Annotated in this window: 9 protein-coding genes; 5 read left to right on the forward strand and 4 right to left on the reverse strand. The window is 63.8% G+C overall.

The genetic code is table 11. From position 1 onward, the window contains the following. Positions 1 to 97 precede the first annotated feature (97 nt). Both PI93_RS00440 and PI93_RS00445 read right to left on the reverse strand, forming a co-directional pair. Positions 98 to 1168 carry a FecR domain-containing protein gene (locus PI93_RS00440; protein WP_052240881.1) on the reverse strand — a complete coding sequence of 357 codons (1071 nt, stop codon included), beginning with the start codon at positions 1166 to 1168 and terminating at the stop codon, positions 98 to 100. Then, positions 1165 to 1701, reverse strand: a complete 537-nt coding sequence (locus PI93_RS00445; RefSeq protein WP_236105685.1) for a sigma-70 family RNA polymerase sigma factor — start codon at positions 1699 to 1701, stop codon at positions 1165 to 1167. Before PI93_RS00445 ends, PI93_RS00440 begins: the two co-directional genes overlap by 4 nt. Positions 1702 to 2047: 346 nt before the next feature. Between PI93_RS00445 and uvrA the strand changes: the two genes are divergently transcribed. After that, a complete protein-coding gene (gene uvrA, locus PI93_RS00450; protein WP_039373353.1) occupies positions 2048 to 7978 on the forward strand; it encodes an excinuclease ABC subunit UvrA in 5931 nt (1976 codons plus the stop codon). Positions 7979 to 8338: 360 nt separating this feature from the next. Continuing rightward, positions 8339 to 8641 carry a DUF4148 domain-containing protein gene (locus tag PI93_RS00455; protein WP_052240882.1) on the forward strand — a complete coding sequence of 101 codons (303 nt, stop codon included), beginning with the start codon at positions 8339 to 8341 and terminating at the stop codon, positions 8639 to 8641. Positions 8642 to 9131: 490 nt separating this feature from the next. Here PI93_RS00455 and PI93_RS00460 read toward each other — a convergent pair whose 3' ends face one another. Further along, positions 9132 to 9932, reverse strand: a complete 801-nt coding sequence (locus PI93_RS00460; protein WP_158453284.1) for a dienelactone hydrolase family protein — start codon at positions 9930 to 9932, stop codon at positions 9132 to 9134. Between the two features lie 398 nt (positions 9933 to 10330). On the opposite strand from PI93_RS00460, the gene PI93_RS00465 reads away from it, so the two are divergent. Together PI93_RS00465 and PI93_RS00470 are read left to right on the forward strand one after the other, a co-directional pair. Continuing rightward, entirely contained in the window at positions 10331 to 11647 is a 1317-nt protein-coding gene (locus PI93_RS00465) for an O-acetylhomoserine aminocarboxypropyltransferase/cysteine synthase family protein (protein WP_039373355.1), read from the forward strand. A gap of 158 nt (positions 11648 to 11805) precedes the next feature. Further along, positions 11806 to 12657 carry an undecaprenyl-diphosphate phosphatase gene (locus tag PI93_RS00470; protein ID WP_039373358.1) on the forward strand — a complete coding sequence of 284 codons (852 nt, stop codon included), beginning with the start codon at positions 11806 to 11808 and terminating at the stop codon, positions 12655 to 12657. Between the two features lie 70 nt (positions 12658 to 12727). Here PI93_RS00470 and PI93_RS00475 read toward each other — a convergent pair whose 3' ends face one another. After that, positions 12728 to 13591 carry a LysR substrate-binding domain-containing protein gene (locus PI93_RS00475; RefSeq protein WP_039373359.1) on the reverse strand — a complete coding sequence of 288 codons (864 nt, stop codon included), beginning with the start codon at positions 13589 to 13591 and terminating at the stop codon, positions 12728 to 12730. A 149-nt stretch (positions 13592 to 13740) separates the two neighbouring features. Here PI93_RS00475 and psrA point away from each other — a divergent pair, with 149 nt between their 5' ends. Beyond that, positions 13741 to 14838 (forward strand): iron-containing alcohol dehydrogenase PsrA, encoded by a 1098-nt coding sequence (gene psrA / locus PI93_RS00480; RefSeq protein WP_039373362.1) that lies wholly within the window; start codon positions 13741 to 13743, stop codon positions 14836 to 14838. Positions 14839 to 14895 lie beyond the last annotated feature (57 nt).

Below are 14895 nucleotides of genomic sequence, written 5' to 3' on the forward strand. Positions count from 1 at the left end.
CTATGGAGCATCGAAACATCGAAATGGGCATTCCTGTCTATGCCCCGCGAGATTCGAAAACCCCTCATCCGACGTCAAAATATTTCCTGCCATTGCCTCAGGTGTGCGGGCGGTCGCCGCCGACGGCACGGTACGTTCGCACGCGCCCCGGGGGTTCGCTCGTGCCCGCGCCGGGCTGTACGCGAACGAACCAGCGCGTGTAACGCTGCACGTCGACCGGCAATGCGCGCGAGAGCATATCGAGCACGCGGTCGGTGTCGTCGACGGGGTAAATGCCGGAGACGCGCAGGCCGGCGATTTCCGGGGCGCATCCGAGATGCCCCCGGCGGTAGCGGCCGAGCTCGGTAAGAAAGGCGCCGAGCGACATGGCGTGGACGACGAGCATGCCTTGTGTCCACGCGGCGGCGGCGCTGGCTGCGCTCGGGTCGTCGACGCGTGAGCGCAGCGCGATGGCGTCGAACGTCGCGCCCTGTCCTGCCGTGAGGATGGTGGCGGCGCTCGCGGCTTTCGCGGGCACGATGCGCACGGCGCCTTCGAGCACCGTGACGGTGGCGCTGTCGTTGTGCTGACGCACGACGAAGCGAGTGCCGAGCGCCTGAAGACTGCCCTGTGCGGTGTCGACAAAGAACGGGCGGTGGCCACGATCCGCATCGGCGCCGGTCGTGATGGCGATCTCGCCGCGCAAGAGGCGCAGGCGGCGGGTGTCCTGCAAGAGGCTGACGTCGACGGCGGAGTCGGTATTCAGTGCGAGCGTGGTGCCGTCTGCCAACTGGAGGGTGCGGCGCTCGCCCACGCCGGTGCTCACGTCGGCTCGCCAGGCACGCACGGCATTGGAGTCGCTGGCGGACCAGACGGCGCCCGCGATACCGCCAAAGGCGATGAGGCTGAGCACGCGCCGTCGCCCCGGATTCGCTCGCGCACGCACGAGCGTGTGGTGCGCGACGAGGGGCGGGAGGGTGCGCAGATGCGTGCCGAAGTCGACCAGACGCTGCCATGCGAGGGCGTGGCGGGTATCGGCGTCGTGCCAGTGCTGCCATGCGGCCTGCGTGGCGGCGCGAACGCTGGCGTCGGTGCCGGGCGCATCGTTCGCTTGCAGGCGAACGAACCACTCGGTGGCCGCGAGCGTGATCGATTCCGGAAGGCGTGCGGAACGCGTGTCGGCACTCATGCGGCGGGGTTCCCGAAGCAGCACGCGTGCAGCGCCTTGACGATGTGGCGTTGCACCGTGGCGATGGAGATGCCGGTGGCGTCGGCAATATCGCGCTGCGCGAGGCCGTCGAGTTGCGACATCAGGAAGACGCGGCGCACGACAGGCGGCAGGCCGTCGAGGCGTCGGTCGATATCGATGAGTGTCTGGAGCAGGATCGCACGGGTTTCCGGATCAGGCGCAACGGTCTCGGGTTGCGCGGCGAGCGCGTCGAGATAGGCGGCTTCGATCTTGCGATGGCGATGCAGGTTGGCGACCAGCCCCTGCGCAACGACGGTGAGAAACGCCCGGGGTTCGCGTGGGCAGACGGGGGCGTCTTTGCTGAGCAGGCGCACGAACGTGTCGTGCGCGAGGTCGGCGGCGTCGCCGTGATTGCCCAGCTTGCGCTGCAACCAGTTGCGCAGCCAGCCATGGTGATCGTGATAGAGCGTGGCCACGCCGGACGCGTCGGCGCGTGCGTCGTGTTTGCGTCCCCCGGTGTCGTCACGCATCATGGTCCTGGCTCGGCCGCGCGAGTACGCAACCTTCGCTGATCTAGCCGCTTTTGAGGTTAATGATAATCATTCGCATCATATCATGAGCGTATCGGGTGGTGACGCATAGGAAACAATTCGGGAGCCGGGGAGGGCAGCCGGATTAGGAACACCGGCAATGGGGGAATCGATTATGCTGTACAAATGTACAGTACAATCGCGGCATGCCGAGCGAAGCGCGGATGCTGCCAGCGACTGTCGTATCGGCCTGATACAGTAGTTCCCCCGAGGCGCGCGTGCGCGCTGTCAGACGTCACGCTGTTTATCTTCACGCTGTTCATTGTCAATCAAGCGGCCCTGATACCAAGTGGACAAGTCATCCCCGAAATCCGACCCGTCGGCCAGCCACGCCATTCGCATTCGTGGCGCTCGCCAGCACAACCTCAAGAACCTCGACGTCGATCTGCAGACCGGTGAAATGACGGTCGTGACCGGTCCGTCCGGTTCCGGCAAGTCGAGCCTTGTCTTCGACACGCTGTTTGCCGAAGGCCAGCGGCGCTACGTCGAAACCTTCAGTGCCTACGCCCGCCAGTTCCTCGATCGCATGGATCGTCCGCAGGTCGACCATGTGGAAGGGGTGCCGCCTGCCATCGCCATCGATCAGACGAACCCCGTGCGCAGTTCGCGCTCGACGGTCGGCACGATGACCGAACTCAACGATCACCTCAAGTTGCTGTTCGCCCGTGCGGCGGCGCTGTTCGATCGCGAGACGGCGCAACCGGTGCGTCACGACACGCCCGAGACGATCTACGCCGATCTGATGGCACGTACCGCCGAAGGCGATCCGCGTCTGGTCGTGACGTTCCCGGTCGAACTGCCGGGCAGCGTGACGGCCGATGAAGTCGAGCAGTGGCTATCGGCCTCCGGCTATACGCGTGTGCAGGCCGAGCGCGAAGTCGCAACGGCAGATGGCACACGCAAGGTGCTTGACGTCGTGGCCGACCGGTTCCGTTTGCAGAACACCGAGAAGGTGCGTGCGATGGAGGCCATCGAGTCGTCGCTCAAACGTGGTCGTGGACGTGTGAATGTCTACGTGCTGGCCGACGTGGGCGAGCCCGACATCTGGCGCTACTCGCAGGATCTGCACTGCCCCGATAGCGACCTGCATTACGCCGACCCGCAACCCGCGCTCTTCTCGTTCAATTCCGCCTATGGCGCGTGCGAAGCCTGTCGCGGCTTCGGCCGTGTGATCGGTGTCGATCTCGGTCTGGTGATTCCCGACGAACGCAAGACGCTGCGGGGGGGCGCGGTCAAGACCATCCAGACACCGGCGTGGAAAGAGATTCAGGACGACCTGCTCGAATACGCCGGCAAGGCCGGTATTCCGCGCGACACGCCCTGGTCGAAACTGTCGCCCGAGCATCGCGAGTGGGTCATCGAAGGCGATGCCGACTGGAAAGGCGAGTGGAACAAACAGTGGTACGGCATCCGCCGCTTCTTCGGCTATCTGGAGTCGAAGGCGTACAAGATGCACATCCGTGTGCTGCTGTCGAAGTACCGCAGTTATACGACTTGCGAGACCTGTGGCGGCGCTCGCCTGAAGACGGAAGGCCTGCTGTGGCGTCTTGGCTCGAAGGCGAACGCCGACGCCGTGATGCCGCCCGCCCAGCGCTTCATGCCGCGTGGCGTGTCATGGTCGCGCGAGCAGCTCGAGGCGCTGCCGGGCCTCACCATGCACGACCTGATGCTCATGCCGATTTCGCGCGTGCGTCAGTTCTTCGATTCACTCACCTTGCCCTCGAGCCTGCTCGACGACGCTCTCAAGCTGCTGCAGGAGGAAGTCGGCACCCGCCTGAAGTATCTGTGCGACGTCGGCATCGGGTACCTCACGCTCGATCGCCAGAGCCGCACGCTCTCCGGCGGTGAAGTGCAGCGTATCAATCTGACGACCGCGCTCGGTACGTCGCTCGTCAACACGCTCTTCGTGCTGGACGAACCGAGTATCGGCCTGCATCCGCGCGACATGGACCGCATCGTTGCCGCGATGCATCGTCTGCGCGACGCGGGCAATACACTCGTCGTGGTCGAGCACGACCCGGCGGTGATGCTCGCTGCCGACCGCGTCATCGATATGGGGCCGGGGCCGGGCGAGCGTGGCGGCCAGATCGTTTTCGACGGCACGCCGGAGGAAGTGCGTCACGCCGATACGCTGACCGGCAGCTATCTGGGCGGGCGCAAGCATGTGGCCAACGCGTCGAACTGGCGCGCGCGCCCGGTCGATGCCGATACGCCGCGCCTGACGTTGCGTGGCGTTCGCGAGCACAACCTCAAGCATGTCAACGTCGAGATTCCGCTCGGGCGACTCGTGTGCGTGACTGGTGTGTCGGGTTCCGGCAAATCGACGTTGGTGCAGGACGTGCTCAATCCGGCATTGGCGCGTCACTTTGGCGATCCGACCGAGGCGCCGGGCGCGCACGACGAACTCCTCGGTGCCGAGCAACTCTCGGGCGTGGTGTTCGTCGATCAATCGCCTATCGGCAAAACGGCACGTTCGAACCCGGCGAGCTATGTCGGCGCGTTCGACGAGATTCGCAAGCTGTTCGCGGCCGAGCCGGTGGCACTGCAACGCGGCTACACCGCCAGCACCTTCAGTTTCAACTCCGGCAACGGGCGTTGCCCGACGTGCGGTGGCTCGGGCTTCGAGCATGTGGAGATGCAGTTCCTGAGCGACGTCTATCTGCGCTGCCCGGATTGCGACGGCAAGCGCTATCGCGCCGAAGTGCTCGACGTGAAGATTCAGCGCGCCGTGCCGGGTGAGGCGATGTGCGAATTGAGCGTGTCCGACGTACTCGAGCTGACGGTCAACGAGGCCGTCAAGCTGTTCTCGTCGGATCGCGATGTGCTGCGAGTGCTTCAGCCGATCGTGGACGTCGGTCTCGAATACGTGAAGCTGGGCCAGCCGGTGCCGACCCTCTCGGGCGGCGAAGCCCAGCGTCTGAAGCTGGCGGGTTTCCTTGCGGAAGCTGCGCAGAAGAAAACGGCGAGCGGACAGAAGGTCGCGCATCGCGGCCGTCTCTTCATCTTCGACGAACCGACGACCGGGCTGCACTTCGACGATATCGCCAAGCTCATGCGGGCGTTCGGCAAGTTGCTCGACGGCGGTAACTCGCTGCTTGTCATCGAACACAACCTCGACGTCGTGCGTGCGGCGGACTGGATCATCGACCTTGGCCCGGAAGGTGGCGAAGGCGGCGGTGAAGTCCTCTGCGCGGGCACGCTTGCGCAGGTGGTCGCTTGCGAGGGGTCGCATACGGGACGTGCACTGGCCGACTACGAACGCACGGTGGTCGCGCCGGGACAAGCGGCCGCGGTAGCCAAACCTGCTGGCGACCCCGGCATGCCGTTGCAAACGGCGTTGCGTGCAGCGCGGGCGCATCGCAAGCCCGCCGGTGGCGACGACATTCGCATCGTCAATGCGCGCGAGCACAATCTGAAGTCGCTCGACGTTTCCATTCCGCGCGGCAAGTTCAGTGTGATTACCGGCGTCTCGGGCTCGGGCAAATCGACGCTCGCGTTCGACATTCTCTTCAACGAGGGGCAGCGTCGTTACCTCGAATCGCTCAATGCCTATGCACGCTCCATCGTGCAACCGGCGGGGCGTCCGGAGGTGGACGCCGTGTATGGCATTCCGCCGACCGTCGCCATCGAGCAGCGCCTGTCGCGTGGCGGGCGCAAGAGTACCGTCGCAACGACGACCGAGGTCTGGCACTTTCTGCGCCTGTTGTACGTCAAGCTCGGCATTCAGCACTGTATCCACGACGGTGCGCCTGTCACGGCGCAGAGTCCGGATTCCATCGTTGCGCAACTGATGCGCGACCGTCGCGATCAGCACGTGGGCCTGCTTGCACCGCTGGTGGTGGGCCGCAAGGGCATCTATACCGATCTGGCGAAATGGGCCAAGGCGCGCGGACATTCGCATTTGCGAGTGGACGGCGTGTTCCTGCCGGTCGACCCGTGGCCGAAGCTCGATCGCTTCCGGGAGCACACCATCGAACTGCCCGTGGGCGATGTGGTGATCACGCCCGAGAACGAAGGCCTGCTGCGCACGTTGCTGGCGGCGGCGCTTGAGTTGGGCAAGGGCGTCATGCATCTGCTTGCGCCGCTCGACGGGCTTGGCGACACGATGTCCGACGAACAGCCGGGCGAAGGCGTGGGTGAGATCGAGGTGTTCTCGGTCAAGCGGGCGTGCCCGGTGTGTGGCACGAGTTATCCCGATCTCGATCCGCGCATGTTCTCGTTCAACAGCAAGCACGGCTGGTGTACGACGTGCGTAGGCACGGGCCTCGCGCTCACGCGCGAACAACGCGAAGCCTTCGACGACACGGTGCTCAATCAGGACAACCGGGGGCGTGAGCATTCGCTGCCGTCGGAGGAGCAGGAACCGGAAGGCGTGGGCGATCAGCCGTGTCCGGATTGTCATGGCGCGCGGCTCAATACCGTCGCCCGCGCCGTGACGTTCGACGAACACGCGATCTCCGACGTCGCCCAATGGACCGTGAGCGACGTGCGCGAGTGGATTCAGCAACTCGAACTTCGCGGCCGCGATGCGAGCATTGCGCGCGACCTGATCAGCGAGATTCAGGGGCGTCTGGAGTTTCTGGAGGAAGTCGGGCTCGGTTATCTCACGCTCGACCGTGCGGCGCCCACGCTCTCGGGCGGCGAGTCGCAGCGTATTCGTCTGGCGGCGCAGTTGGGCAGCAACCTGCAAGGCGTTTGCTACGTGCTGGACGAGCCGACCATCGGCTTGCACCCGCGCGACAATGGCATTCTGCTCGGCGCGTTGCGCAAGCTGGGCGATCAGGGCAATACGCTGGTCGTGGTCGAGCACGACGAGGACACGATCCGTCGCGCGGATCACATCATCGATATCGGGCCGGGCGCAGGCAAACGTGGTGGCACGCTTGTCGCGCAAGGCAGCGTGGCGGATCTTGCTGCGCATCCCGAATCGTTGACCGGCCAGTTCCTGGCGCACCCGTTGCAGCATCCGCTTCAACCGCGTCGCGAGGTGATCGCGCCCGCCAAGGGTGTCGAAGCGGTGCCGCCGAACTGGCTGACGGTGCACGGCGCGACGTTGCATAACCTGAAGCACGTCACGGCGTCGTTGCCGTTGTCGCGGCTCACAGCGATCACCGGTGTCTCGGGGTCGGGCAAATCGACGCTCGCGCGCGATGTGCTGATGACGAACCTGCTCGATGCCGTGGGGCGTTCGGTGCTGTCGTCGCCAGCCGAGCGACGTGCCCGCAAGGGGACGGTGCGTCACGCAGTGAAGGCAGACGGCAAGCCGCGCGCGAAGTCGGAGGCGCCCGCAGAACCGCGTCGCCCGGTGGTGCACGCCTGGCATGGCTGCGAGTCCGTGACGGGCTGGGAGACGATCGATCGCGTGCTTGAAGTCGATCAGACCCCTATTGGTAAAACACCGCGTTCATGCCCTGCCACGTACATCGGCTTCTGGGACACGATTCGACGCTTGTTTGCCGATACGCTCGAAGCGCGTGCGCGCGGTTATGCGGCGTCGCGATTCTCGTTCAATACCGGAGAGGGACGTTGTCCGGCATGCGAAGGACAAGGCGTGCGCACCATCGGCATGAGCTTCCTCGCCGACGTGAAGGTGCTCTGCGATGTCTGTCACGGTCAGCGCTTCAACGCCGAAACGCTCGCCGTCACCTGGCGTGGCAAGAGCATTGGCGATGTGCTGACGATGGAAGTGGACGAAGCCGTCGAGTTCTTCGCGTCGATGCCGAGCATCGCGCATCCGCTGCAACTGATGCAGGACGTCGGGCTCGGTTACCTCACACTGGGACAGCCGTCGCCGACGTTATCGGGCGGTGAAGCGCAGCGTATCAAGCTGGTGACGGAGTTGACCAAGGTGCGCGACGATATCACGCGTCGCGGACAGAAGTCGCCGCACACGCTGTACGTGCTCGACGAACCGACCGTCGGTCTTCACATGGCAGACGTGGCGCGACTTATCAACGTGCTGCATCGGCTCGTGAATGGCGGGCATACCGTGGTCGTCATCGAGCACAACCTCGATGTGATTGCCGAAGCCGACTGGATCGTCGACATGGGACCGGAAGGCGGCAAGAACGGCGGGAGCGTGGTGGCGACGACATCCCCCGATGCGCTGACGAAGGTCGCGGCAAGTCACACCGGCATTGCGCTCAAACCGGTGCTCGCGCAAACCACGGCCTCGGGGACGTCGACTAGGAAGTCGGAGGAAGCTGCCACAGCGAAGTAGCCGCTCGCTTTCCCGGTCGACTCGACCCTCGACCCTCGTTCACGGCCAGTTCGTGGGCGATAGACGGGACGCCTGATGGCGTCCCGTTTTTCATTTGGCACCGCGATTCATCGTATACGGTTTTGTATATTTTAAATTCCCCCTTCTGTTCATCACTGTCACGGCCAGCCGTGCGTCATTTGATGTAAGTGTGTGCACACTTGCTCTGATACGTCGGGAATATCTCGCCTTAATTGTTTCTAAAATAGCAATTAGAAATAGACAATTATCGACTTTATTGCGATTGATGGTGGCAATAGACTGCAACTGTCGACGATGAATTGAACATCGCCGCGTTTTAAATAGACAGGAGAAAACACCATGAAGCGCACTCTTATTACCTCTGCCCTGATTTCCGCGATGTTGGCTGTGTCGGCCGGTTCGGCTTTCGCCAGCGACGCTTTCGAAGGTCCGTCGGAATTCTCGTGGGTTCCCCAAACCAGCGTGCTGACCCGCGCCCAGGTTCGTGAAGAACTCGTGCAAGCTCAGCAAGCCGGTCTGCTGCAACAACACGATTCGGTCTATCCGAAGTCGGTTGCCAAGGTTGGCGGTGCCACTGCCGTTGTGACCCCGGGTTCGGTCGGTAACATCGCACAAGCGGGTACCACGTACTTCGGTAGCTAATTCCCGCTACCTGTCGCTGCACTTGCTGTAACCCCCGTGAGCCAGCGCCGTCAGGGCGCATTGCGACTCCGGGTAGCAGTCTCCGATGACAAATCGGCCGCAATTCTGGCGGCCGATTTTGTTTTGTGCGCCGCATTCCTTCGCGCATCGGTTGTGGACAAGTCTGTCGATAACCCTGTTGGCAAACTGTGATTCGACTGTGGGCAACCCTGTGGATGACGAGGGGATAGCCGGTGGATAGGCGGGGGAAAAGTGTCCGATATCCGTGGGATAACCAGTGGATATCCCGTGGATAAGGGGTGGATATGTAGTGGAAATACCTTGGATAACTCAGGGGAAAACCAGTGAATTTCCTGTGGGGATCTCCGGTTTTTCTGTGATTAAGCTGTGGATTCCCGGTGGATAAATTTCGTTGCACCCGACGGCCACGACCACCGGGCGGGCATCTCCACCGCAATGCCGGGAATGCCTCGCCGAATGCGCAAGAAAATCACGTTCCGAAAACTTTTGCAAGAAACGTCGTCACGCGTGCGATAGCGTCATCGCGTGCTTCCGGCTGGGTGCCGGTAACTGGCACGACGTGAGTGCGCGGGTTGGTGAATTCCGGACGACTGCGCACGGGGAGATTCGGATAGTCGAAATCGTGCACCGCGCCCGGATAGATGTGGAATGTGATCGGTGCGCTCTGTGCCATCACGCTGTGCACGAAGGCGTCGCAAGGGGCGGGCTTCGACCACACGTCGTCGGCACCGATGAGGAGCAGCAACGGGATGCGCGTCGTCCAGTCGGCACCTTGCGCCGTCGCGTTGCACCAGCCGGGATAGAACGCGATGGCCGCAACGAAGTCCGGCGCCGGTTTGGCATCCTGCGAGCGGCCGGGACCCTTCGGGCCGATCGAGAACAGCACTGTGCCGCCGCCATGCGACCAGCCCATCAAGGCAATGCGATCCGGCTGGATGGCCGGTAAGGTCTGCAAGTAACGCAATGCCCCGTAGGCATCGCGCGGGCGCTCCACGGATGGGCGCACCGGTCCGCCCCTGGCACACTCGCTGGACTGTCCGCGCGAGGTGAAGCTGTCCACGGCCAGTACCGCGTAGCCTTGCGCATTCAACCGGTGTGCCCAGTCGAGTTCGCGGCTGTCGATGTTGCCCTTGCGCGTGAACATGCCGTTGCAGCCATGCATGAAAACGACGGCAGGTGTGGGGCCGGTGGCGTGGGTCGCGCGGAACAAGTAGGCGTCGATCATCACGGGCGCGCCGTTGTTGTCGGTGTCCAGCGAAGGGAGGCTCACCTTCTCCTGCGCGAACGCTGTGCCAAACCCACTCAACGAAAGACAGATGAGCGCGACGGCAAGGGATGACGTCACAGGGTGTGCGGACCGACTGACAAAACGGTGAGAGACGCGATCCACAGGACGCATGAGACCTGTGAGACCCATAAAGCCAGTCGCCATGAGATGCCTCTCCCGGAAGCCGCCGCCGCGGCGTGTGCGAACGAGTATAGCCAGCGGCTCAAGCCTCCGATAGCGCAGCGGTCACGCCTGATATTACGAAAGGTTGCGGGTCGTGTCTCGCTAAGCATCTGCCAATCGGAGATAAGCCCGGATCATGTCGCCGTTTAGAATGCCGTTGGATACCTAATCAAATCGTTCCGCCCGTGGAGCGTCATGCTTATCCGGAGACATTCGACATGACCGACAAGACCAACGCATCATCGCAAGCCCCGCAATGGCGTCTCGAGACGCTTGCCGTTCACGGTGGCTACCGCCCTGACCCGACCACGCGCGCCGTGGCCGTGCCGATCTACCAGACGGTGGCCTACGCCTTCGACGACACGCAGCACGGTGCCGACCTGTTCGACCTCAAGGTGCCGGGCAATATCTACACGCGCATCATGAACCCGACGCAGGACGTGCTGGAACAGCGCGTCGCGGCGCTCGAAGGCGGTGTGGCGGCGCTGGCGCTGGCGTCCGGTCAGGCGGCCGTGACTTACGCCATTCAGACGATTGCCGAGGCGGGCGACAACATCGTGGCCGCCAGCACGCTGTATGGCGGCACCTATAACCTGCTGGCGCACACGCTGCCGCTCTCGGGCATCACCACGCGCTTCGCCGATCCGCGCGAGCCGGAATCGTTCGAGCCGCTCATCGACGCGAACACCAAAGCGATCTTCGCAGAGTCGGTCGGCAATCCGCTGGGCAACATCACCGATATCGCGAAGCTCGCGGAGATTGCGCACCGTCACGGCATTCCGCTCATCATCGACAACACGGTGCCGTCGCCCTATCTGCTGCGTCCGTTCGAGCATGGCGCAGACATCGTCGTGCACTCGCTCACGAAGTATCTCGGCGGCCACGGCACGAGCCTGGGAGGCGCCATCGTCGACTCGGGCAAATTCCCGTGGGCCGATCACAAGGTGCGTTTCAAGCGTCTGAACGAGCCGGATGTGAGCTACCACGGCGTGGTGTACACCGAGGCCTTCGGCCCGGCGGCGTATATCGGTCGTGCTCGCGTGGTGCCGCTGCGCAACACGGGCGCGGCGATCTCGCCGTTCAACGCGTTCCAGATTCTGCAAGGCATCGAAACGCTGGCGCTGCGGCTCGATCGCATCACCGACAACGCGCTGAAGGTCGCGCAGTTCCTCAAGACGCATCCGAAGGTGGAGTGGGTGAATTACGCGGGGCTGCCGGAGCATCCGGACCACGCTCTCGTGGCGCGCTACCTGTCGGGGCGCGGTCCGGGCATTCTGACCTTCGGCGTGAAGGGCGGCCGCGAAGCCGGCGCCGCGTTTCAGGACGCGTTGCAACTCTTCACGCGGCTGGTCAACATCGGTGACGCCAAGTCGCTCGCGACGCACCCGGCATCGACCACGCACCGCCAGCTCTCGCCCGAGGAGCTGCGCAAGGCCGGGGTGAGCGAAGAGACGGTGCGTCTGTCGATCGGCATCGAGCACATCGACGATCTGATCGCGGACCTGGATCAGGCACTGGGACGTCTGAAGGGCTGATTGCCCGGGGACCCAATACCTCATTTCCTGCCAATTCTGTGGGAGTATCATTCGCGGCAGCCGGTTGAGGGCAGGCAACCGGCGCCGGCGTCATGTGACTGTCACGAAAATGTCACGAGTCCGGCGTACTGTCCTTGCCCATTTCCCAGGGATTACGCATGGATTATCTGCAAGTACTCGTGCTCGCCATTGTGCAGGGCGTGGCGGAATTGCTCCCGGTGTCGAGTTCGGCACACGTCATCATGGCCGAGAAGCTGATGGGGCTCGATCCGTCGGCCCCAGAGATGACGTTGTTGCTGGTCATGCTCCACACCGGCACGATGCTCGCCGTCATCGTCTATTTCTGGAAGTCGTGGCGCGAGCGTTATTTCTCGTCAAAGTACGATTTCATTCACAACGCCAAACAGGTGATCATCGCCACCGCCTTCACCGGCGTGATCGGACTGGCGCTGATGTTCTTCATCGAGAAGGTGCTGATGCGCGGCACCCAGCATTCCGAGATCGAGCATCTATTCGGCAACCTGTACATCATCTCGGCCGGTCTCGCGATGGCGGGCATTCTGATTCTGATTTCGGGCACGCGGCGCCCACCGATGGGCGACCGTCCGATGCGTGCCGCCGACTCCGCGTGGATCGGTGCCGTGCAAGGCATTTGCCTGCCCTTTCGTGGCTTCTCGCGCTCCGGCTCGACCATCTCGACGGGCATGATGCGCGGACTCGATAAGGTGCGTGTCGAAGAATTCAGCTTCGCGCTGGCCGTGGTGCTCACGCCGCCGGTGATCGTCAAGGAGGCTTACCGTCTGTACAAATCGGGGGGCGCGCAGTCGTTCTCGGGTCATTACATGACGGTGCTCACGCCGAGTCTCGTCGGCATGGTGTTCAGCTTCCTCGCCGGTCTGGTGGCGCTGCGCTGGCTCTCGCGCTGGCTGGAACATGGCCGCTGGTACCTGTTCGGCATCTACTGTCTCGTGGCCTCGGCCGTGGTGCTGGCAGCAAGCCAGTTTCTGTAACGCGAGATGTTTCGGGGGCAGCCCATCCGGCGCTGCCCTCGCGATGCTCGATGCCCGATGCCGCCAGGCATCACACCAATCCCGCCACCACTTCCAGAAACGCCGCGATCGCGCGCGATTCGCGCCGTTCCGCCAGACACACGACGACGGTGGTCGTCTCCACGCGGGCGTCGCTGATCGCCACCGTGGCGAGCCGCTCGTCGGGGGTGTGCTCACGCGCCGACACCGCCGCAATCCCCAGTCCCAGAATTACCGCCTCGCGGATGGCTTCGCGACTCCCGATCTCCATCGCCACGCTCGGCGTCACGCCAGCGCTCTGCAACGCGGCTTCGAGTGCGTGACGCGTGGTCGAACCCGGCTCGCGCATGAGCATCGGCACGTCGGCCAGCGCGGCGAGCTTCACGCTGCGGTGCCGCGCGAACGGGTGCGAGCGTGGCACGAGCAGCACGACCGGATGCGTGCGATAGGGCACCACATGCAGCCGGGCGTCGTCGTAGTAGCGCGCGAGCACCGCCACGTCGGTGCGATAGGCCAGCAGGCTCTCGATCATCTCTTCCGAATTGCCCGGGCGCATCGAAATGCGCATGCCGGGATAGCGCGGCTGGAAGGCCGCCACGATCTCCATCGCGTGATGCGGGCCGACGGCACCCAGACGTAACTCCCCCGTGCGCAGCCCGCCATGCTCCTTGAGCAGGCCGAGGGCCTCGGCCTCGTCGGCAAAGATGCGCAGACTCACGGCGTACAACGCTTTGCCGGTCGGGGTCAGCGTCAACCCGCGCCCGTGCCGGTAGAACAGCTCGACCCCGTAGGTCTCCTCCAGCGCACGAATCTGCGTGGTCATCGTGGGCTGACTGACATGCAGGGCTTCTGCTGCGCGTGTCACGCTGCCATGACGCGCCACGGCGTGGAACGAGCGCAATTGGGTAATCCGCATCGATGACGCTCCGGTGACGAGGTATAGGTTTTACCAATACAACGGCGAAAAAATGTGAATTGGAAGTATAGGACGGCGCTCACCATAATCCAGCTCAATCTTCGTCAATTGATCGCATCGCCTGCGGGCGCGGCGGCACCGTCCTCACCATGACTGCACGTTCACGTTTTCATAATCCGGTCGACGTTCACTTCGGTGCGGGCGCCCTCGCCCATTTGCCCGAACTGGTCGGCAACCGCCGCGCGGTACTCGTCACCATGCCCGAGGCGCGTGCGCTGGGCATGTCCGGTCAGATCGAAGCGCTGCTCGGGCACCGCCTCGCCGGGGTCATCGATCAGGTCAGCCCGAATCCCGATGTGCGCGAGCTCGCACCGATGTACGGCGACTTCTGGCGGCGCTACGGTCAGTGCGAAGTGATTGTGGCGTTGGGCGGCGGCAGCGCGCTCGACACGGCCAAGCTGCTCATGGTGGCGGGTGACGACGATCGCTTCGCCACGCTTGTCGACGCGCTCGATGCGGGCGAGACCTTCCGGCCAGCGCGCACGAAACGCCTGATCACCGTGCCCACGACGGCCGGTACCGGCAGCGAAGTCACGCCGTGGGCCACGTTGTGGGATCGCCATGTGAAGCGCAAGAAATACTCGCTGCATCTGCCCGAGACGTGGCCGGAAGCGGCCATCGTCGATCCGCGTCTGACACGTTCGTTGCCGCGCGCCGTCACATTGCAAAGCGGTCTGGACGCCCTCTCGCATGCGCTGGAGGCGATCTGGAACGTCAACGCCAATCCGATCTCCGACACCTTCGCCGTGAGCGCAGCGCGCGACATGATGCGCGTGCTGCCACGACTCATGGCGTCGCTCGACGATGAGGATCTGCGTGCGCAGGCCGCACTTGCCGCGCTGCAAGCGGGCATGGCGTTCTCGAACACGAAGACCGCGCTGGCGCATTCGATTTCGTATGACATGACGATCCGCCACGGTCTGCCACACGGCATTGCGTGCTCGTTCACGTTGCCGGCGGTGATGCGGCTGGCCATCGGCCGTCGTGCCGAGCGCGATGCGGTGCTGGCACGCGTGTTCGACGGCGATATCGCCGACGCGCCAGACAAGCTCACGGCATTCCTCAACGACCTGGGCGTGGCCACGGAATTCTCGGCGTATGGCGTGAGCGAGCCGGAATCCAGTGCCATGATCGCCGCCGCGCTCGAGGGTCCGCGCGGCCGCAACTTCATCGGGGCAGCCGTCTGACCGACAGGCTGTCGCTTTGATCGCATGCGTTTGCGCGTATGCGTGTTTTCGAGTCTT

This window comes from Pandoraea fibrosis (assembly GCF_000807775.2).
GTDB lineage: Bacteria > Pseudomonadota > Gammaproteobacteria > Burkholderiales > Burkholderiaceae > Pandoraea > Pandoraea fibrosis.

What these genes read in the sequence shown, in the direction of transcription:
- PI93_RS00440 (WP_052240881.1), bottom strand. Translation starts at nt 1,168, where the DNA reads ATGAGTGCCGACACGCGTTCCGCACGCCTTCCGGAATCGATCACGCTC.
- PI93_RS00445 (WP_236105685.1), bottom strand. Translation starts at nt 1,701, where the DNA reads ATGATGCGTGACGACACCGGGGGACGCAAACACGACGCACGCGCCGAC.
- PI93_RS00455 (WP_052240882.1), top strand. Translation starts at nt 8,339, where the DNA reads ATGAAGCGCACTCTTATTACCTCTGCCCTGATTTCCGCGATGTTGGCT.
- PI93_RS00465 (WP_039373355.1), top strand. Translation starts at nt 10,331, where the DNA reads ATGACCGACAAGACCAACGCATCATCGCAAGCCCCGCAATGGCGTCTC.
- PI93_RS00470 (WP_039373358.1), top strand. Translation starts at nt 11,806, where the DNA reads ATGGATTATCTGCAAGTACTCGTGCTCGCCATTGTGCAGGGCGTGGCG.
- PI93_RS00475 (WP_039373359.1), bottom strand. Translation starts at nt 13,591, where the DNA reads ATGCGGATTACCCAATTGCGCTCGTTCCACGCCGTGGCGCGTCATGGC.
- psrA (WP_039373362.1), top strand. Translation starts at nt 13,741, where the DNA reads ATGACTGCACGTTCACGTTTTCATAATCCGGTCGACGTTCACTTCGGT.